The sequence below is a fragment of the Streptomyces sp. NPDC029169 genome, from assembly GCF_055563935.1.
Genome location: NZ_JBVHXA010000005.1, coordinates 424,927 through 443,221 on the forward strand (window position 1 = coordinate 424,927; position 18,295 = coordinate 443,221).

At 71.8% G+C, this 18,295-nt stretch carries 16 protein-coding genes; 10 read left to right on the plus strand and 6 right to left on the minus strand.

Annotated elements, in window-relative coordinates; all coding sequences use genetic code 11:
• Nucleotides 1-214: 214 nt before the first annotated feature.
• The 4 genes from ACZ4VI_RS13290 (at nucleotide 215) to ACZ4VI_RS13305 (ending at nucleotide 4,061) form a co-directional block, all read left to right on the plus strand.
• Nucleotides 215-1,483 carry a beta-ketoacyl-[acyl-carrier-protein] synthase family protein gene (locus tag ACZ4VI_RS13290; RefSeq protein ID WP_467999287.1) on the plus strand — a complete coding sequence of 423 codons (1,269 nt, stop codon included), beginning with the start codon at nucleotides 215-217 and terminating at the stop codon, nucleotides 1,481-1,483.
• The gene (locus tag ACZ4VI_RS13295) at nucleotides 1,480-2,703 is read left to right on the plus strand and encodes a ketosynthase chain-length factor (RefSeq protein ID WP_467999288.1); all 1,224 of its coding nucleotides are present in this window, start codon (nucleotides 1,480-1,482) and stop codon (nucleotides 2,701-2,703) included. Before ACZ4VI_RS13290 ends, ACZ4VI_RS13295 begins: the two co-directional genes overlap by 4 nt.
• A gap of 55 nt (nucleotides 2,704-2,758) precedes the next feature.
• Entirely contained in the window at nucleotides 2,759-3,016 is a 258-nt protein-coding gene (locus tag ACZ4VI_RS13300; RefSeq protein ID WP_467999289.1) for an acyl carrier protein, read from the plus strand.
• 109 nt (nucleotides 3,017-3,125) lie between these two features.
• The gene (locus ACZ4VI_RS13305; protein WP_467999290.1) at nucleotides 3,126-4,061 is read left to right on the plus strand and encodes an aromatase/cyclase; all 936 of its coding nucleotides are present in this window, start codon (nucleotides 3,126-3,128) and stop codon (nucleotides 4,059-4,061) included.
• A 73-nt stretch (nucleotides 4,062-4,134) separates the two neighbouring features.
• Here ACZ4VI_RS13305 and ACZ4VI_RS13310 read toward each other — a convergent pair whose 3' ends face one another.
• The 3 genes from ACZ4VI_RS13310 to ACZ4VI_RS13320 are packed head-to-tail and all read right to left on the minus strand — an operon-like array spanning nucleotide 4,135 to nucleotide 6,654.
• Nucleotides 4,135-5,256, minus strand: a complete 1,122-nt coding sequence (locus ACZ4VI_RS13310; RefSeq protein WP_467999291.1) for a DUF6081 family protein — start codon at nucleotides 5,254-5,256, stop codon at nucleotides 4,135-4,137.
• 25 nt (nucleotides 5,257-5,281) lie between these two features.
• Nucleotides 5,282-6,217 carry an NADP-dependent oxidoreductase gene (locus tag ACZ4VI_RS13315; protein WP_467999292.1) on the minus strand — a complete coding sequence of 312 codons (936 nt, stop codon included), beginning with the start codon at nucleotides 6,215-6,217 and terminating at the stop codon, nucleotides 5,282-5,284.
• The gene (locus ACZ4VI_RS13320; RefSeq protein WP_467999293.1) at nucleotides 6,214-6,654 is read right to left on the minus strand and encodes a lipocalin-like domain-containing protein; all 441 of its coding nucleotides are present in this window, start codon (nucleotides 6,652-6,654) and stop codon (nucleotides 6,214-6,216) included. The genes ACZ4VI_RS13315 and ACZ4VI_RS13320 overlap by 4 nt, the downstream gene beginning before the upstream one ends.
• 209 nt (nucleotides 6,655-6,863) lie before the next feature.
• Between ACZ4VI_RS13320 and ACZ4VI_RS13325 the strand changes: the two genes are divergently transcribed.
• Genes ACZ4VI_RS13325 through ACZ4VI_RS13335 form a run of 3 tightly spaced genes read left to right on the plus strand, consistent with a single transcriptional unit; the run spans nucleotide 6,864 to nucleotide 11,480 of the window.
• Nucleotides 6,864-8,003, plus strand: a complete 1,140-nt coding sequence (locus tag ACZ4VI_RS13325; protein WP_467999294.1) for an acyl-CoA dehydrogenase family protein — start codon at nucleotides 6,864-6,866, stop codon at nucleotides 8,001-8,003.
• 28 nt (nucleotides 8,004-8,031) lie between these two features.
• Nucleotides 8,032-9,507 (plus strand): multicopper oxidase family protein, encoded by a 1,476-nt coding sequence (locus tag ACZ4VI_RS13330; protein ID WP_467999295.1) that lies wholly within the window; start codon nucleotides 8,032-8,034, stop codon nucleotides 9,505-9,507.
• Between the two features lie 47 nt (nucleotides 9,508-9,554).
• Entirely contained in the window at nucleotides 9,555-11,480 is a 1,926-nt protein-coding gene (locus ACZ4VI_RS13335; RefSeq protein ID WP_467999296.1) for a flavin-containing monooxygenase, read from the plus strand.
• Between the two features lie 86 nt (nucleotides 11,481-11,566).
• Here ACZ4VI_RS13335 and ACZ4VI_RS13340 read toward each other — a convergent pair whose 3' ends face one another.
• From ACZ4VI_RS13340 to ACZ4VI_RS13350, 3 genes are all read right to left on the minus strand, one after another.
• The gene (locus ACZ4VI_RS13340) at nucleotides 11,567-12,484 is read right to left on the minus strand and encodes a DUF6081 family protein (RefSeq protein ID WP_467999297.1); all 918 of its coding nucleotides are present in this window, start codon (nucleotides 12,482-12,484) and stop codon (nucleotides 11,567-11,569) included.
• Between the two features lie 4 nt (nucleotides 12,485-12,488).
• A complete protein-coding gene (locus ACZ4VI_RS13345) occupies nucleotides 12,489-13,625 on the minus strand; it encodes a glycosyltransferase (protein WP_467999298.1) in 1,137 nt (378 codons plus the stop codon).
• Between the two features lie 76 nt (nucleotides 13,626-13,701).
• Entirely contained in the window at nucleotides 13,702-15,030 is a 1,329-nt protein-coding gene (locus ACZ4VI_RS13350; RefSeq protein WP_467999299.1) for an NDP-hexose 2,3-dehydratase family protein, read from the minus strand.
• 117 nt (nucleotides 15,031-15,147) lie between these two features.
• On the opposite strand from ACZ4VI_RS13350, the gene ACZ4VI_RS13355 reads away from it, so the two are divergent.
• The 3 genes from ACZ4VI_RS13355 to ACZ4VI_RS13365 are packed head-to-tail and all read left to right on the plus strand — an operon-like array spanning nucleotide 15,148 to nucleotide 18,169.
• Entirely contained in the window at nucleotides 15,148-16,215 is a 1,068-nt protein-coding gene (locus ACZ4VI_RS13355) for a glucose-1-phosphate thymidylyltransferase (protein WP_467999322.1), read from the plus strand.
• Complete coding sequence (rfbB, locus tag ACZ4VI_RS13360) at nucleotides 16,212-17,204, plus strand: dTDP-glucose 4,6-dehydratase (protein ID WP_467999300.1); 993 nt, start codon at nucleotides 16,212-16,214, stop codon at nucleotides 17,202-17,204. Before ACZ4VI_RS13355 ends, rfbB begins: the two co-directional genes overlap by 4 nt.
• Nucleotides 17,201-18,169 carry a Gfo/Idh/MocA family protein gene (locus ACZ4VI_RS13365; protein ID WP_467999301.1) on the plus strand — a complete coding sequence of 323 codons (969 nt, stop codon included), beginning with the start codon at nucleotides 17,201-17,203 and terminating at the stop codon, nucleotides 18,167-18,169. Before rfbB ends, ACZ4VI_RS13365 begins: the two co-directional genes overlap by 4 nt.
• Nucleotides 18,170-18,295: the final 126 nt, after the last annotated feature.

An 18,295-nucleotide genomic window follows, 5' to 3' on the forward strand; every position in this document is an offset into this window, starting at 1 on the left:
AGGGCTCACGGGGGTTCTTCCGTATGCCGGGCCCTCCCCGGCCGGGACTCCGTGCTCCCCCCACCCGGGTTCGAGCCTTGCTCGAGGCCGAGCGCGGAGTGTGGTCCGCGCCAGTGTTTCTGATACGGCGAGAGGCAGGGACTGGGATGTTCGGTACGGACGGAGGCCGGGTCATGAGGCCCCGCCGGGCCCGCGTGGACGGCGAGGTCGCGCGATGAGCCGGCGCGTGGTGATCACCGGTATCGGCGTACGCGCCCCGGGAGGTGTCGGCACCGCACAGTTCTGGGACCTGCTGTCGTCCGGGCGCACCGCCACCCGGGCCATCTCCTTCTTCGACGCCTCGCGGTTCCGGTCCCGGATCGCCGGCGAGGTCGACTTCGACGCCGAGGCCGAGGGCCTCACCCCGCGGGAGGTCCAGCGGATGGACCGGGCCACGCAGTTCGCCGTGGCCTGCACCCGCGAGGCGGTCGCCGACAGCGGCCTGGACCTCGGGACGCTCGACCCGCACCGCATCGGGGTCAGCCTGGGCAGCGCGGTCGCGTCCGCCACCAGCCTGGAGAACGAGTACCTGATGATGTCGGACGCCGGCCGCAAGTGGCAGGTCGGCACCGACTATCTGTCGCCGCACATGTTCGACTACCTCAGCCCCGGCGTGATGCCGGCCGAGGTGGCCTGGACCGTCGGCGCGGAGGGCCCGGTGACGATGGTCTCCGACGGCTGCACGTCGGGACTCGACTCGCTCGGCTACGCGGTGCAGCTCATCCGCGAGGGCACCGTGGACACGGTCGTCGCCGGGGCCACCGACACCCCGATCTCCCCCATCGTCGTGGCCTGCTTCGACGCCATCAAGGCCACCACCCCGCGCAACGACGACCCCGCGCACGCCTCCCGTCCCTTCGACGGCTCGCGCAACGGCTTCGTCCTCGCGGAGGGAGCAGCCATGTTCGTCCTGGAGGAGTACACCGCGGCGAAGCGGCGCGGCGCGCACGTCTACGCGGAGATCAGCGGCTACGCGACGCGCTGCAACGCCTACCACATGACCGGTCTGAAGAAGGACGGCCGCGAGCTGGCGGAGGCGATCAGGGCCGCTCTGGACGAGTCCCGTCTCGACCCCACGGGCGTGCACTACATCAACGCGCACGGCTCCGGCACGAAGCAGAACGACCGGCACGAGACCGCCGCCTTCAAGCGGAGCCTCGGGGAGCACGCGTACGACGTTCCCGTCAGCTCCATCAAGTCGATGGTCGGGCACTCGCTCGGGGCCATCGGGTCGATCGAGATCGCGGCCTGCGCCCTGGCCCTGAGGCACAACGTGGTACCCCCCACGGCCAATCTGCACACGGCCGACCCCGAATGCGATCTGGACTACGTCCCGATCACCGCCCGCGAGCACCGGATGGACGCCATCCTCTCCGTCGGCAGCGGCTTCGGAGGCTTCCAGAGCGCGATGGTGCTGCGCCGGCCCGAGGCGGTGGCGGCATGAGCACCCGTACCGTCATCACCGGCATCGGCGTCGCCGCCCCCAACGGCCTTGGCATCGACCGCTACTGGAAGGCCGTCCTCGGCGGCGAGACGGGCATCGGTCCCGTCACCCGCTTCGACGCCTCGGGCTATCCGTCCCGGCTGGCCGGCCAGATCGACGACTTCACCGCGTCCGAGCACCTGCCCGGACGGCTGCTCCCGCAGACCGACGTCTCGACCCGGCTGGGACTGACCGCGGCGGACTGGGCGATCGCCGACGCCGGGATCGGCTCCGGGGAGGTCCCGGACTACAGCATGGGTGTGGTGACCTCCAACGCCCAGGGCGGCTTCGAGTTCACGCACCGCGAGTTCCACAAGCTCTGGAGCAAGGGACCCGAATTCGTCAGCGTCTACGAGTCCTTCGCCTGGTTCTACGCCGTCAACACCGGCCAGATCTCCATCCGCAACACGATGCGCGGCCCGAGCGCGGCGCTCGTCGGCGAGCAGGCGGGTGGGCTCGACGCCATCGGCCACGCCCGCCGCACCGTACAGCGCGGCACCCGTCTGGTCGTGAGCGGTGGCGTCGACTCCGCGCTCGACCCCTGGGGGTACGCCTCGCAGCTGGCGAGCCGGCGCGTGACCAGCTCCTCCGACCCCGAGCGCGCGTATCTGCCCTTCGACGCCCACGCCTCCGGCTATGTGCCGGGCGAGGGCGGGGCGATCCTCGTGATCGAGGACGAGAACTCGGCCCGAGAGCGCGGGGCACCGCGCATCCACGGAGAGATCGCGGGATACGCCTCGACGTTCGACCCGCGCTCCGACTCCGAGCGCCCGCCCGGTCTGCGGCGGGCGGCCGAACTGGCCATCGCCGACGCCGGTCTCGCACCCGGCGACATCGACGTGGTGTTCGCCGACGGGGCCGGCGTGGCCGACCTCGACCGGGCGGAGGCCGAGGCCGTCACCGGTGTGTTCGGACCGCGGGCCGTGCCGGTGACCGCGCCCAAGGCGCTGATCGGCCGCCTGTACGCGGGCGGCGGCCCGGTGGACGTCGTGACGGCCGTCCTGTCGATCCGGGACGGGGTCGTCCCCGCCACCGGACGGACCTCCCGGGTCCCGGAGGCGTACGGCATCGACCTCGTCACCGGCGAACCGCGCGGGCTCGCGGTGCGCCACGCGCTGGTCCTCGCCCGCGGACGCTGGGGCTTCAACTCGGCCGTCGTCGTGAGCGCTCCGCAGAGCTGAGCCGCACGGAAAAGCACTTCACTCACCACCGCACCGACCAAGGAGACGACCACCCATGGCAGTACTGGAACTCGACGATCTGAAGCGGATCCTCGTGGCCTGCGCCGGCGAGGGCGAGGAGATCGACCTCAGCGGCGACATCCTCGACACCACCTTCGAGGACCTCGGCTACGACTCCCTGGCCCTCATGGAGAGCGCCGCCCGGATCACCCAGGAGTACGGCGTCGAGGTGGCGGACGACGCCCTCGCCGAGGTCGAGACGCCGCGCGCGCTGCTCGACCTGGTCAACGGGGCGGTCCCGGCCGTCGGCTGACCACTCCCCCCTGCCCACCCCCCACACACACGGTGCCCGCACCCGCGATCGCGGCTGCGGGCACCGTCACGATCCCGTCGCACCCACCGGAAGCAGGAGACCCGCGTCCATGAGCACACCCCAGCTCCACCGCACCGAGCACAGCCGTCAGGTGTCCGCGTCACCGCAAGCCCTCTACCGGCTGCTGTCGGACGTGACCCTGTGGCCCGCCGTCTTCGGCCCCAGCGTCCATGTCCAGCACCTCGAACGCGGTGAGCGTGAGGAGCGCTTCTCGCTGTGGGCGACGGTCAACGGCGCGGTCGCGAACTGGACCTCGCGCCGCACCCTGGACCCCGAGGGGCTGCGCATCACGTTCCGCCAGGAGCACAGCCGTCCGCCGATCGCCTCGATGGCCGGGGAGTGGATCCTGCGCGCGCTCCCCGGCGGCGGAACCGAGGTGGTGCTGCTCCATGAGTTCACCGTCGCCGACGCCGATCCGGACGCCGTGGGCTGGGTCACCGCGGCCCTGGACCGCAACAGCCCCGAGGAACTGGCCGCGCTGGCCCGGATCGCGGAGCTGGGCCATCCGGTCGAGGACGTCGTGTTCTCGTTCGTCGACACGCTCGCCCTCAAGGTCCCGGTGGCCGACGCGTACGCGTTCGTGAACCGGGCGGACCTGTGGGCGGAGCGGCTTCCGCACGTCTCCCGGGTGCGGATGACCGAGGACGTCCCCGGCGTCCAGGAGCTGGAGATGGACACGGTCACCGCGGACGGTTCCGCGCACACCACGCGCTCGGTGCGGGTGTGCCGGGCCCCGGAGTGGATCGCGTACAAGCAGTTGGTGACGCCGAAGCTCCTCACCGGCCACAGCGGGCTGTGGACCTTCGCCGAGGGCCCGGAGGGTCCGGTGGCGACGGCTCGCCACACCGTCGCGATCGACCCCGCGGCGGTGAGCGACGTCCTGGGCCCCGACGCCACGCTCGCCGACGCCCGCGCGTACGTCCGCGAGGCACTGGGCCGCAACAGCATGACGACCATGGCGCATGCGGCTTCCGCCCTGGGCTAGGACGCGCAGACGACGAGATGCCCGGCCGCGGATCGCGGCCGGGCATCTCGTCGTCCGAGGAGAGCGCGCGGGATCAGGAGGCCGGCACGCTGGCGACGATCAGGCGGCGCATGTCGATGCTCGCGCCCTGGCCGAAGAGCCGGCTGCCCTCCGCGCTCGTGTCGTCGCGGAACGTCTGCGGGGCGGGCGCGCCGGTGCTGGGCCGGAAGTAGCGGTTCTGCGCAGGCGACAGGCGGACCAGCGCGCTGTCGTCCCGGGCGCCCGGCCGCGCGCCGTCGAGGATGGAGAACAGGCCCATGCCGCAGCTGAGCTGACGTGGCCTCACCTCGGTCTCCGTGCCGCCGTGGTCGAGGATCAGGTTCTCGCGGGTGTTCAGGCGGTGTCCGATGCGGTCGACCGTGAAGACCTCCTTGCCGTCGAGCAGCCAGCGCACGACACCGGCGGACCGGTCGTAGGCGATCTTGAAGCGGTGGAAGTCGCCCGGGGCGCGGTCGGCGACCGGGATCGCGTAGGTGAAGGCGGCGTAGTCGCCGAGCCGCGCGCGGTTGTCGGTGACCCTCTCGTAGAAGACGTAGACCCGCTTGTTGCTGACGAAGAAGTCGAAGATCATCGACGTCTCGGGGTCGAGGACGGGCATGCCGGCGGAGGCCAGTCGCAGATCGTCGTCGGGGTCCTGCACCGCGGTGCCGAAGGGGTGGCCCGACGTGCCGTACGTACGGCCCGACATCGTCGTCTCGCAGGAGAGCACCCGGCCGGGTTCGGCATCGAAGCCCTGGTACCCGGCGGAGGACTGGTGGTTGGTGAACGCCAGCCACTTCACATGGTCGAGGCCGCCCGGCAGGCCACCCTCGGGCGACTCCTGCGGCACGGTGTGCGTGAAGGCGGGCTCCCCGGTACGCGGGTTGGTACCGCCCGCCACCAGTCGCAGGCCCTGGGCGGAGGTGCGGGTGACGCCGTCGTTCGTGATGAACGAGCCGGCCTGGGGGAAGGCCCAACGGGGCTTCTTCCCCTCGGGGTTGAAGCCGCTACGGAAGTCGTCCCAGACGATCCGGTACGGCTTCCCGGCGGCCGGCGCGGGGTCGGTCACGCGGTCGGTCGCGGTGCCGTTCGCGGCGGCCGAGCCCGCGGCGGGCAGGGCCGCCGCGCACACGGCCGTGAGGAGCGGGAGAACGGCCAGACGAGGCCAGAGTTTCATAGGAAATACCCTTGTCGCTGAGCGGCTAGAAGGTGACGACGACCTTGCCCCGGGTGTGCTTGCCTGCCACGAAGTCGACGTACGCCTGGCCGGCGCGGTCGGCCGGGTAGGTGGCGCTGACCTCGACCGCGAGCTCGCCCGCCGCGACCTGGCCGACGATGCCCTCGAGGAGGCCGATGCCGCCCTCGACGCCGACGTGGACGGGGGTGATGGAACGCTCCAGCGTCTCGGGGACGCCGATGGAGGAGACGAGCCGGCCGCCGTCCTTGACCGCCGCCGCCGTCGCCTCGACGGCCGGGCCGCCGTTGACCAGGTCGATCGCCACGTCCACGCCCTCGGGCCGCAGCCGGCGCGCCTCCTCGACGGTGTCGGTCACGGTGTAGTCGATGGCGTGCCGGGCGCCCAGACCGAGGACGTAGTCGCGGTCCGTGCCCTGCGCGGTGGCCAGCACCTCGGCGCCCGCGCGGGCGGCCAGCTGGACGAGGAACGACCCGATGCCGCCGGTGGCGCCGACGACCAGGACGGTCTGGCCGGGCTTCAGTTCGGCCGCCGCGAGGAGCGCGGAGGCGGTCATCGAGGTCACGGGGAGCGCGGCGGCCCTGACGGCGTCCAGGCCCTCCGGGCGGCGCACCAGACCGGGCCCCTCGGCCACGATGGTGTACTCGGCGACGGTGCCCGTGGTGTCGTGGGTGAAGGCGACGACCTCGTCGCCCACCGCGAAGCCGGTGACGCCCTCGCCGACGGCGGTCACGACACCGGCGGCGTCCATGCCCGGCACGAACGGGTGCTCGACGGGGAGGACGGCCTTGAGGCGGCCGGTGATGAGGATGACGTCGAGCGGGTTGAGCGCCGCGGCGTGGACCTTCACCTGCACCTGGCCGGGGCCGGGGGCGGGGACGGGCAGCTCGACGAGTTCGAGCGCCTCGACGGGGCCGTACGACGGGGAGACGAGGGCCTTCATGAGTGTGTTTCCTCCACTGCGTGATGCTGGGGTCGTGGGCTTCCTGCCGGGTCGACGCGCTGCCACGTGAGGACGCGGGGCTGCGTCCGGCCGGCGAGGACCGCCGTTCCCCGGAGCGTGAGCAGATCGCCCGTCAGCTCCCAGTCCCGTACGAGTTCCGTCCCGGCCTGGAAGGCGTGGGCGCTGACGCTCACGGCGTGCCGCACCTGTCCGGCGTCGAGGCGCCACGTGCCCGCGTACCCCATGAAGTGCGTGGCGTCCGCCGGGGCGGTCCGGTGGTCTCCGCGCATCATGGAGACCGACATGTGGCCCCCGGCCTGGTAGATCAACAGTCCTGTGGGGTCCGGGCCGAGCGGCCCTTCGGTGGGTTCTCCCGACGCGTCGAGGTCCACGTACGAGACGAGCCGCCAGACTCCGACCAGTTCCTCTGCTGACACTCCGCACCTTTGTCTCTCGTGTGCCGGTGTGACGGCCGCAACCGCGACCACGGACTGCAGATGTCATCCCAGGTGTACGGAGCGCCGGTGGAGGACCACTCAATTCCCGGTCGAGCCACAACTCCAGCGGAGTTTGAGCCGATTTCCACTGCTCCGGCCGAAAGTCTCCGCGGACAACATCCGGCCATCGGTTCGAGGAGTGCCCAAGCATGCTGGACCACGCGCAGCCTCACAACGGACTCGCTTCGGCAGCCGTCGACATCGCGGCGATCGCCGCCGATCGCGCCGCCTCGGCCGAGGCGGCGCGCAAACTCGACCCCGACGTGGTCGAGGCCGTCGTCTCGGCCGGCTTCGCCCGCCACTTCGTCCCCACGGAGCACGGCGGGAAGGCGGGCACGTTCGTCGAGCTGTCCGCCGCCGTCGCCACGCTCGGCGAGGCCTGCCCCGCGACCGCCTGGTCCGCCTCGCTCTTCGCCAATCTGGCCCGGATGGCGGCCTTCCTGCCGGCCGCCGGCTTCGCCGAGATCTGGGCCGACGGCCCCGACGCCGTCGTCACCGGCTCGCTGATCCCCGTCGGCAAGGCCGAGGCCGCCGACGGCGGTTGGCGGATCTCCGGCACCTGGCCCTACGTCAGCGCCGTCGACTTCGCGGACTGGGTGCTGCTCTGCGCCATGGTGCCCACCGAGCGGGCCCCTCAGCCGACGATGTTCGCCGTCCCACGGTCGGCCTGCGAGGTGATCCACGACTGGTCGAGCATCGGCATGCAGGCCACCGGCAGCAACACCGTGATCGTCCGGGACGTCTTCGTCCCCGCCGTACGGTCCTTCGACCGCGGCGACCTGTTCACCGGCCGGGCCGTGGACTCCACCGCCGCCTGCCACTCGGTCCCGCTCCAGGCCGCCAACGGCCTCTCGTTCGTCACCCCCGCCCTGGGCGCCGCGCGCGGGGCCCTCGCCTCCTGGACCGCGTACGTCTCCGAGAAGGTGCGGGTGGGCCGGCAGCCGGGACGGCCGATCGTCAGCCCCTCCCCGTACGAACTGGTCCTGGCCGAGTCCTCCACCGAGATCGACGCCGCCGGGATGCTCCTGGAGCGCGCCTCGGTCGTCGCGGACCGGGGCGCCGCCGTCACCAAGGAGGAGACGGCGCGCAATCTGCGGGACTGCGCGGTCGTGGTCCGCCGGCTGACCGACGCCGTGGACCGGCTCTTCCGCGCCGCCGGCACCACAGGACAGTCCACGGCCAGCCCCATCCAGCGCTTCTGGCGTGACGTCAACGCCGCCTCGACCCACGTGGCGCTCCAGCTGGAGCCCGCCGCGAGCACCTACGCCGACCACCACCTCAGGGGCTGACCCCCCGGGGAGACCGAGGAGAGAACCCATGGCTTCCACCCGACGCGAAGTACTCGCCCTGATGGCCGCGGCGGGCGGTTCACTGGCCGTCACCGGAGCGCTGTACGCCCGTGGCCTCGGCACGGTCGAACGGTCGCCGGGGGCTCTCGGGCCCGTACCGGCGGCCGACACGGCCACCCAGCTGGCCCCGATCACCACCCCGTTCGCCACCGCCATGCCCATACCGCCGGTGCTGAGACCCACCAGCACCACGTCCACGACCGACTACTACACCCTTCCGGTCCAGCCGGCGTCGGTGGAGATCCTGCCGGGCGTGCAGACGCCGGTCCTCACCTACGGCGGGACCTTCCCCGGTCCCACCATCCGGGCCAGGTCGGGCCGCCGAACCGTCGTCAAGCAGACCAACTCGCTCACGGCCGGCACCTCGATGCATCTGCACGGCGCCGTGGTCGACCCGGCGAACGACGGCGGCCCGATGGACCTGGTGCAGCCCGGCGCCACCCGGAACTACACGTATCTCAACCCGCAGGTCGCCTCGACGCTCTGGTACCACGACCACGCGCACCACAAGGAGGCGGAGCACGTCTACCGGGGCATGTCGGGGTTCTACCTGATCACCGACGACAACGAGGCCGCGCTGCCCCTGCCCAAGGGCCAGTACGACGTCCCGATCGTCGTCCGCGACATCGGTCTCAACCCGGACGGCTCGCTGTTCTTCGACCACCAATTCGACACGCGCCCGCAGATCCTCGTGAACGGCAAGCCCCAGCCCTATTTCCAGGTCGCCGCGCGGAAATACCGGCTCCGTATCCTCAACGGCTCCAATCTCCGCCCCTTCGAGTTCCGGCTCTCCACCGGTCACGAATTCACGCAGATCGCCTCCGACCGGGGCCTTCTCGCGGAGCCGTACGTGACGACGAGCCTGCCCCTCTCCCCCGGCGAGCGCGGAGACATCGTCGTCGACTTCTCCCGCTATCCGGTGGGCACCTCGGTCGTCCTCCAGAACTCGCTGTTCCCCCAGGACTCGACGAAGGAGATCATGCGCTTCGACGTCGTGCGCACCGCGTCCGACACGAGTTCCGTACCGGCCCGGCTCGCCACGCTGCCCGCACCGCTGAAGCCCACCGTCACCCGGAAGTTCGAACTCGACATGAACGAGACGACCGGCGAGGGCTTCATCAACGGAAGGATGTACGCAGAGAGCCGCGCCGACACCACCGTGCGCTGGGGCGACACCGAGGTGTGGGAGATCAAGAACCTGGACTTCATCCCGCACAACTTCCACATCCATCTGGTGGACTTCCGCATTCTCGACATCAACGGAGTCGCACCGAAGCCCGGGGAAGCGGGCCTCAAGGACACGGTGCGCATCATGCCCGCGGAGACCGCGCGCATTCTGGTCACCTTCAACTTCCCCTATTCCGGCCGCTATTACTACCACTGCCATCTCATCGACCACTCCTCGATGGGAATGATGGCCAATCTGGACATCGTCCGCGGCTGAAGGCAACACGTTGATCCGCACAGAACAGCCGATACGGAGGCGCCGCGATGCCGTTCCACACCGCAGTCCGTCCCATCACCGTCGATGACGCGGCCATCGAGGCCCATCTGGAACACGCGGACGCGGCCGCGCTGCTGATGACGGTGGCCCATCTCACCGGAGACCTCTCCCTCCTCGATGCCTGGTCCGACCCCCAGGGCTGGCTCTCGCTCCCGCAGGAGCGGACCGAGGAGCGGCTGAGGGCGGTGCGCGCCCTCGCCCTGGAGGCACTCGCGCTCCACCGCGAGAGCGGCTCCGTCCCTCCGCCGCCCCCGGACGCCGAGACGCTGCGCCGCATCACGACCTGGGCGATGGGCGTGGACACGAGCGGGCTGCTGCCGCTCCTCGCCGAGGAGATCCTGCCGCCGGACGCCGACCCGAGGGCGCCGGGGTGGACCGCGGACGACCTCACGCCGGGCCCCGGGGTGCGCGTCGCGATCATCGGGGCCGGCCTGAGCGGACTGCTCGCCGCCCACCGGCTCGCCCAGGCCGGCGTGCCCTTCGTCGTCTACGAGAAGAACGACGACGTCGGCGGGACCTGGCACGAGAACCGCTACCCGGGCTGCCGGGTGGACGTGCCCAGCCACCTCTACAGCTACTCGTTCGCCACCCGGACCGACTGGCCGGACCACTTCTGCACCCAGCCCGAACTCCAGGAGTACTTCCGCGACTTCGCCAAGGAACACGGACTCTACGAACACATCCGGTTCGGTACGGAGGTGGCGGCGGCCGACTGGGACGAGGAGAGCGCGCGCTGGACGCTCACCCTGCGCACGCCCGGGGGCGGGACGGACACCACGGCGGCCGAGGTGCTCATCAGCGCCGTGGGCCAGCTCAACCGTCCGAGCCTGCCCGACCTGCCCGGCCGCGACAGCTTCGCCGGCCCGGCCTTCCACTCGGCGCGATGGGACCACTCGGTGGATCTGCGCGGCAAGCGGGTCGCCGTCATCGGCACGGGAGCGAGCGCCTTCCAGTTCATACCGGAGCTCGCCGGAACGGCCGGCGAGCTCGTCGTCTTCCAGCGCACACCCCCGTGGCTGCGGCCCACCCCGCACTACCACGCGCCCATGACCGAGAGCGGTCGCTGGCTGCTCGAGCACGTGCCGTACTACGCGGCCTGGTACCGCTTCTGGCTCTTCGCCCCCGGACTCCACGGCGTCCTGGAGAACTGGATCGTGGACCCGGACTATCCCCCCACCGAGCGCGCGGTGTCCGCCGGGAACGAGCGGATACGGGCCGTCCTCACCCGGCACATCGAGCAGCAACTGGCCGACGCCCCCGAGCTGTTGCCCAAGGTCCTGCCCCGCTACCCGGTGGGAGCCAAGCGCGTGCTCCGCGACGACGGCTCCTGGCTCCGCACGCTCAAGCGGGACGACGTCCGGCTGGTCGATGACCGGATCGAGCGGATCACCCCGACCGGGGTGGTCACCGCCGACGGGACCGAGCACCCGGCCGACGTCATCGTCTACGGGACCGGCTTCGAGGCCTCCCGCTTCCTCGCGCCGATGCGGGTCACCGGTCGCGGCGGGGCGGACCTGCACGAGGCGTGGGGCGGCAGCGCCCGCGCCTATCTCGGGCTGACCGTCCCCGGCTTCCCGAACCTCTTCTGCCTGTACGGCCCCAACACCAATCTCTCCGGCCAGGGCGGCAGCATCTTCTACTTCTCCGAGTGCGGGATGTCGTACGTCCTCGACGCGCTGCGGCTTCTCCTGGCCGGCGGACACCGCTCGCTCGACGTGCGCGAGGACGTCTTCCGGGAGTTCAACGAGCGCCTCGACGAGGCCAACCGCGCACGCGCTTGGGGCTGGTCGTCGGTGAGCAACTGGGTGATGGACCGGGCCGCCGGACGCACCGCCCAGAACTGGCCGTTCACCGCCCAGGAGTACTGGGAGCAGACCCGCCGGGTCCGCCCCGAGGAGTACGAGCTGTCCTGAGCCGCCGACCCGGGTCCGCCCCCCACCCGGACCCGCACGACGAGGGCCCCCTCCACCGGAGGGGGCCCTCGTCGCAGCGCCGTCGGTCAGTGCGCGCTCACCTCGAAGGAGCGGGCCGCCAGGCGCACACCCTGGCCCCACGGCCCGGACGCTCCGGGCCGGCCGTCCGGCACCAGTGCGGGTCCGCCGTCGGGACCGCCGGCGCCCGGCAGGGTGAACACGCACAGGCCGCAGAGGAGCTGCCGGGGAGCCAGCTCGCTCTCCGGGCCGCCCTCGTCGGTCAGCAGCCGGCCCCGGTCCCCCGGACCGCGGCCGCCGAGCCGGTCGACGGTGAGGACCTCCCGGCCGTCCACGCTCCAGCGAGCGGTGCCCGCCGCGCGGTCGTAGCTGATCGCGAGCCGGTGGAACTGCCCCGGTACACGGTCGGCCACGGGTACCGCGCGGCAGAACCCGGTCTTCTCCGCGGGGTCGGAGAAGCGCTCGTACAGTGCGAAGACACGGCTGTCGGTGAGGCTGAGGTTGAAGACCAGCCGGGTCTCCACATCGGCGGCGATCAGCGCGCCCGCGCCGAGCCGGAGATCGCCGCGGGGATCGGCCACGGCGTCCCCGTAGGGGTGGCCCGCCATGCCGAAGGCCTCCGTCGCGATCTCCGCCTCGACGGTGAGCGCCCCGTCCGGCCCGACGTCGTGGCCGGGCAGGCCGGAGGAGGCGAACCGGCGGGGAATCGCCCGCCACAGCATGTGGTCGTCACCGGCGCCGGGCATCGTGCCGTACGCGAAGCACGGCTCGCCCGTCGTGGGATGGACCGCGACCGGATCGACCACGAGGCCCCCGCCGGGGACGGCGCGCGGCACGCCGTCCCCCTGCGGCAGCGCCCCGGCCGGCCTCAGCAGCCAGGGCGCGTCCTCGCCGGAGGCGAGCAGGCCCGCGGCGAAGTCGTCCCGGAACAGGGTGCGCCGGGGCGCGTCCCGCTCCGCGCGGACGGTCGGGTTCTCCGCCGTCATCGGCTCAGCCCTTCACGAGCTTCTCGATGATGCCCACGACGTCGTCGGGGGACGGCAGAGCGGCGATCTCCGCCGCGATGTCCTGCGACCGCCGCTTGTACGAGGGCTCGGTGAGCAGCTCCCGGCAGGCGTCGGTGATGGCCTCGGGGGTGTCCTCGCCGTCGACGAGCATCTTCGCCGCCCCGTACTCCACCAGCGTCTGCGTCATGCCGACCTGCTTGGGCATGGCGGGGACGACCAGCTGCGGGATGCCGGCGGTCATCGCGGAGAGCATGGTGTTGCCGCCGGCCCGGTGCACCAGCAGATCGCTGGACCGCACCAGGGTGTCGACGGGGAGCCAGCCGGCGCGGGTGCCCTCGGGCAGCGGCCGGAGGTCGGCCGCGACCTCGTCGGGCACGGCGATCACCATCTCGTAGCCGAGGGGGGTGACCTTCTGCACGAGCGCCCGCAGGGCGTCGAGCTCGTAGTCGTGCGTGACGCGGCTGCCCGCGGAGACGATGACGCGCGGCGCCTCGGGCTTGGTGTACATCCAGGGCTCGAGCCGCTGATGCGTGTTGTACGGCACGTAGCGCATGGACTGGGAGGGTGCGGTGCGGTCGGCGGGGCGCACGCTCGGCGGGCAGATGTCGATGAACAGCTCCTCGCCGGGAATGGTGTCCAGGCCGAGGCGCTCCAGCTCGGGGGCCAGTTCGGCGGCGGCCCCGAGGTCGATGTTCTCCGGCTCGCCCATGTTCAGCGCCTGGCGGACGAAGGGGATGCCGTAGTGGGTGGCGACGAGCGGGGCTGCGTAGGAGAGCGAGCCGCCGATGATGAGCTGCGGCTTCCAGTTCTCGATGAACTCCATGAGGGAGTTCAGGCTGGCCGCGGCCAGCCGGCCCATGCCGCGCCCGTTGAACAGGTTCCACTCGTCCGGGTCTTCGGGCTCGACGAGCGGGACCCCCGCCCGGTCCTTGTACATGAACTGGGGCATCGTGCCCGTGGTGAGCGGGATGCCGGGCAGTCCGGCGCTCGCGACCGTGGGCAGGGTGTTCTCGGTGACGCCCACCACGACCTCGTGGCCTGCGTTGCGTGCGGCTGTGGCGAGCGGGATCAGCGGGAAGACCGCGCCTCGGCTGCCACCGGAGATGACGAGGATTCTCATGCCGGGGACGCTAGGAGGCGGGAGTGGAAACTCCCTTGAGGAGGACTCGACAGGCGGCCGCCGGGCGCCCCCAGGGTCAGGGCGCGAGCGTCGGGTTCAGGCAGGCGACCAGCGTTCTGGCCTGCACGTTCAGATAGTTGCTGTGCTGGAGCAGGGCGCGGGCCTGGTGGAGCGAGACCCAGCAGTACTCCGGCGGCAGGTCGTCGGGGAAGTCCTCGCCGGCGGTCACCACCAGGTTGCGGGTGAGCGCGTGGTGGAAACGGCCGCCCTCCTCGGAGTGGACGGTGTCGTGGAGCACGTCCTCGGCCGGCGCCGCGAGCAGCCGGTCGAGGAGCGGGTTCTCCGTGCGGGCCCCGGGCTCGTGGTCCGGGGTGCACTGGACGCTGGGCGCGTACTCGGCGACGTTCAGGGTGCCCGCCTCCACGCGCGCGTGCAGCAGGAGGTGCGGGACGCCCTCGACGTACCGCACGAACAGGCCGGAGAGACCGGGTCGGGGCGCGAGGAGGGGCTGCGACCAGCTGGCGACCTCGCGCCGCTCGGCCTGCACGTCGACGCCGATGACCTCGAAGAACCTGCCGTCGGGACGGGCGATGCCCTGGTCGGTGAGGCGCCAGCCGGCGTCGAGGGCGTCGTTCAGCGGCACCCGTCGCTGGACCAGGTGGTGGCGTGCGCGGGTGTCGGTGAGCCGGCGCAGCACCTCACGGATCGGGTGCAGGGCAGGCGGAGTCCCCCGGTCCTCGTACGGCATCGAGGCCAGCACCGTACGGGAGTCCATGTTGATGACGTTGTCGTGCGTCAGCAGTTCGCCGATGAGGCCGAGCGGGAGCCAGCGGAAGCCGTCGTGCGCCGGCACGTCCTCGTCGATCTCCACGATCATGTTGCGGTTGCGCTTGTGCAGGAACCACCAGCCCTGCTCGGACTGGAGCGTGTCGGAGAGCACGGTGTCGCGGCGGTCGCCGATGAAGTACTCCACGTACGGCACGCTGCGGCCCCGGTGGACGCCCGTGTAGTTGCTCCGGGTGGCCTGCACGGTCGGTGACATCTGGAGGGTGTTGATGTTGCCGGGCTCCATCTTCGCCTGCATCAGGCAGTGGAGCACGCCGTCGATCCGCCGGACGAGGATGCCGAGGAGGCCGATCTCCGGCTGGACGATGACGGGCTGGGTCCACTCCCGTTCCCGCCCGGTCTCCATCCGTACCCGCAGTCCGGTGATCGTGAAGAACCGTCCCGAGGCGTGGACGAGATCCCCGGTGCGCTCGTCGAGGCGCCAGCCGGTGAGGGCGCCGAGGCCGACCCGCTGCACGTGGTAGTGATGGAGACGGTTCTGTTCACCGAACCATTCGTAGAATGCGCCGAGTTCCGCTTCCTGCGGCCGCTGCCGGGCCGGGTTCCGCACCAATGCCATGCCCCGCACGATGCGACGGGGCACTCAAGGCGTACTCGAGGAACGCCCGTGCGCCGCCGGTCGTGCCCCGAGCCGGTGTCCACCAGGATTTGAGCCGTGGTCTCCACTCTGCTCGGCATGAAGGCACTGGTACTGTCCGGAGGGACGGGGTCGCGATTGCGCCCCTTCACTTATTCGACGGCCAAACAGCTGCTCCCCGTGGCCAACAAGCCGGTTCTGACTCACTGTCTGGAGAACATCCGCGACATCGGTGTGACCGATGTGGGGATCATCGTCGGTGACCATGTCGACCAGATCTCCGCGGTCGTGGGCGACGGTTCGGCGCTGGGCCTGCGGATCACCTACATCCGCCAGGACGCGCCGCTCGGCCTGGCCCACTGCATCGCCATCGCGGCCGACTTCCTGGGGGACGAGGACTTCGTCATGTACCTCGGGGACAACGTCCTCGTCGACGGCATCGGCGAGGCGGCCGAGCGCTTCCGCACGGACCGCGGCGACGCCCGCATCCTGGTCTCCCGGGTCGAGGACCCGCGAGCGTACGGGGTGGCCGAGGTGGGTCCGGGGGGACGGGTGCTCCGGCTGGTGGAGAAGCCGAAGGAGCCCGCGAGCGACCTGGCGGTCATCGGTGTCTACTTCTTCACCGCGGCCGTCCATCGCGCGGTCGCGGCCATCCGGCCCAGCGCGCGGGGGGAGCTGGAGGTCACCGACGCCATCCAGCACCTCGTCCGGTACGGCGCCGGCGGCGTCTTCGCCGACGAGTACGCGGGCTACTGGAAGGACACCGGGAAGCCGGAGGACCTGCTGGAGTGCAACAGCGTCCTGCTGAGCCGGCAGTCCAGGGACGTCCGTGGCGCACTCGACGCCGACTCCACGGTCGAGGGCGCCGTGGTGATCGAGGAGGGCGCGAGGGTCGTGCGCTCGCGGATCACGGGACCGGTCGTCATCGGCGCCGGCAGCGTCATCACCGACAGCACCGTCGGCCCGGACGTCTCCGTGGGCCGTGACTGCGTACTCGAGAAGACCTCCGTCTCCGGATCCATCATGCTGGAAGGCGGTTCCGTGCGGGGCGTCCCCGCCCTGCACGGCTCCATCATCGGACGCTGGTCCGACATCGGCGCCTCCCCCGGTCCCGGGCCGCGCCGGCTGATCATCGGTGACAACGCCCTTGCCGAGGTGCCCGCGTGAAACTGCTCGTGACCGGCGGAGCCGGCTTCATCGGATCGACGTACGTCCGCCATCTGCTGGCCGGTGAGTATCCCGGCTTCGAGGATGCCGAGGTCACCGTCCTGGACAAGCTGACCTACGCCGGCAGCCTCGACAACCTGCCCGCCGACCACCCCCGGCTCTTCTTCGTCCGCGGCGACGTGTGCGACCAGGACCTGCTCAGGCTGCTGCTGCCCGGGCACGACGCCGTGGTGCACTTCGCCGCCGAGAGCCATGTCGACCGCTCCCTGCAGGACGGCTCCGCCTTCGTACGCACCAATGTCGGCGGCACCCAGCATCTCCTTGAGGCGTGCCTCGCGACCGGTGTGCGGACCGTCGTCCATGTCTCGACCGACGAGGTGTACGGGTCGATCGACACCGGCTCCTGGGACGAGCGGGAGCCGCTGCTGCCCAACTCCCCGTACGCCGCCTCGAAGGCGGGCAGCGACCTCGTCGCCCGCGCCTACTGGCGGGCGCACGGCCTCGACGTACGCATCACGCGCTGCTCGAACAACTACGGTCCGCGCCAGCACCCCGAGAAGTTCCTGCCGCGGTTCATCACCAACCTGCTCAGCGGCCTGCCCGTCCCGCTGTACGGCGACGGGCGCAACTCGCGCGAGTGGCTGCACGTCGACGACCACTGCCGGGCGATCCACGCCGTGCTGACCCGCGGGTCGGCCGGCGAGATCTACAACATCGGCGGCGGCAGCGATCTCACCAACCGTGAGGTCACCGGCCGGCTCCTGGAGCTGTGCGGGGCGGACTGGAGCATGGTCCGGCACGTCGAGGACCGCAAGGGCCACGATCTGCGCTACTCGGTGGACGACACCAAGATCCGTGAGCAGCTCGGCTACCGGCCGCACTGGACCTTCGAGGAGGGGCTGCCCGCGATCGTCGACTGGTACCGGGACAACCCCCGGTTCTGGCGGCCGCAGGGCGAACTCGACCTGACGCAGGAGGGCGCGGCGTGACCGTGCCCCTGCGCTGGGGTGTGCTCGGGTGCGCGGACATCGCCGTGCGCCGGGTGCTGCCGACGGCCGCGCGGCTTCCGGAGTTCACGCTGACCGCCGTGGCCAGCCGCGACGCCGGCAGGGCCGCCGAGACGGCCGGCCGCTTCGGCGGGCGGCCGGTCTTCGGCTACGAGCGGCTGCTGGAACGCGAGGACGTGGACGCGGTCTACGTGCCCCTGCCGACCGGGCTGCACGCCGAGTGGATCGCGCGGGCGCTGCGGGCCGGCAAGCACGTCTTCGCCGAGAAGCCGCTGACCCATGGCGCCGGGACGACCGGAGAGCTCGTGGCCCTCGCCGAACGGCTCGGGCTTGTGCTGCGGGAGAACTTCATGTTCCTCCACCACGCGCAGCAGCGCAGGGTTCGGGAGCTGATCGGGGACGGCGCGATCGGCGAACCGCGCCTGTTCTCCGCGGCGTTCGCCGTTCCGCCGCGCGATCCGGCGGACATCCGGTACGACGCTCGGCTGGGCGGCGGAGCGCTCCTTGACGTCGGGGCGTACCCGGTGCGGGCTGCGCTGCACTTCCTCGGGCCCGGGCTGCGCGTGGCCGGGGCCCGGCTGCGCCACGACCCGGCGTACGGGGTGGACGTGGCGGGCGGTGCGCTGCTGGCCGCCCCAGGCGGGGTGACCGCGCAGCTCGCGTTCGGCTTCGAGCACTACTACACCTCGCGCTACGAAGTGCTCGGCAGCGCGGGCCGGATCACCGTCGAGCCCGCCTTCACCCCGCTGCCGGACCACGCGCCGGTGATCCGGTGGGAGCGGCACGGCGGTACCGAGCTCATCCGCCTGGAGCCGGACGACCAGTGCGCCAACGCCCTGCGGGAGTTCGCCGACGCGGTCCGCCGGAAGGACGCGACCCCGGATCCGGGGCTGCTCGAACAGGCCCGGCTGCTCGACGGGGTGCGCGAGGCGGCGGCCCGCTCCTGAGACCACCTCACGATGCCGGACGCCGGGGGGGGGGGGGGGGGGGGGGGGGGGGGGGGGGGGGGGGGGGGTGGGGGGGGGTGGGGGGGGGGGGGGTGGTGTACGCGCGAGCAACAGCATGGGACTCGC

Coding starts and splice junctions, on each gene's coding strand:
- ACZ4VI_RS13290 (WP_467999287.1), top strand. CDS start 215: ATGAGCCGGCGCGTGGTGATCACCGGTATCGGCGTACGCGCCCCGGGA.
- ACZ4VI_RS13295 (WP_467999288.1), top strand. CDS start 1,480: ATGAGCACCCGTACCGTCATCACCGGCATCGGCGTCGCCGCCCCCAAC.
- ACZ4VI_RS13300 (WP_467999289.1), top strand. CDS start 2,759: ATGGCAGTACTGGAACTCGACGATCTGAAGCGGATCCTCGTGGCCTGC.
- ACZ4VI_RS13305 (WP_467999290.1), top strand. CDS start 3,126: ATGAGCACACCCCAGCTCCACCGCACCGAGCACAGCCGTCAGGTGTCC.
- ACZ4VI_RS13310 (WP_467999291.1), bottom strand. CDS start 5,256: ATGAAACTCTGGCCTCGTCTGGCCGTTCTCCCGCTCCTCACGGCCGTG.
- ACZ4VI_RS13315 (WP_467999292.1), bottom strand. CDS start 6,217: ATGAAGGCCCTCGTCTCCCCGTCGTACGGCCCCGTCGAGGCGCTCGAA.
- ACZ4VI_RS13325 (WP_467999294.1), top strand. CDS start 6,864: ATGCTGGACCACGCGCAGCCTCACAACGGACTCGCTTCGGCAGCCGTC.
- ACZ4VI_RS13330 (WP_467999295.1), top strand. CDS start 8,032: ATGGCTTCCACCCGACGCGAAGTACTCGCCCTGATGGCCGCGGCGGGC.
- ACZ4VI_RS13335 (WP_467999296.1), top strand. CDS start 9,555: ATGCCGTTCCACACCGCAGTCCGTCCCATCACCGTCGATGACGCGGCC.
- ACZ4VI_RS13340 (WP_467999297.1), bottom strand. CDS start 12,484: ATGACGGCGGAGAACCCGACCGTCCGCGCGGAGCGGGACGCGCCCCGG.
- ACZ4VI_RS13345 (WP_467999298.1), bottom strand. CDS start 13,625: ATGAGAATCCTCGTCATCTCCGGTGGCAGCCGAGGCGCGGTCTTCCCG.
- ACZ4VI_RS13350 (WP_467999299.1), bottom strand. CDS start 15,030: ATGGCATTGGTGCGGAACCCGGCCCGGCAGCGGCCGCAGGAAGCGGAA.
- ACZ4VI_RS13355 (WP_467999322.1), top strand. CDS start 15,148: ATGAAGGCACTGGTACTGTCCGGAGGGACGGGGTCGCGATTGCGCCCC.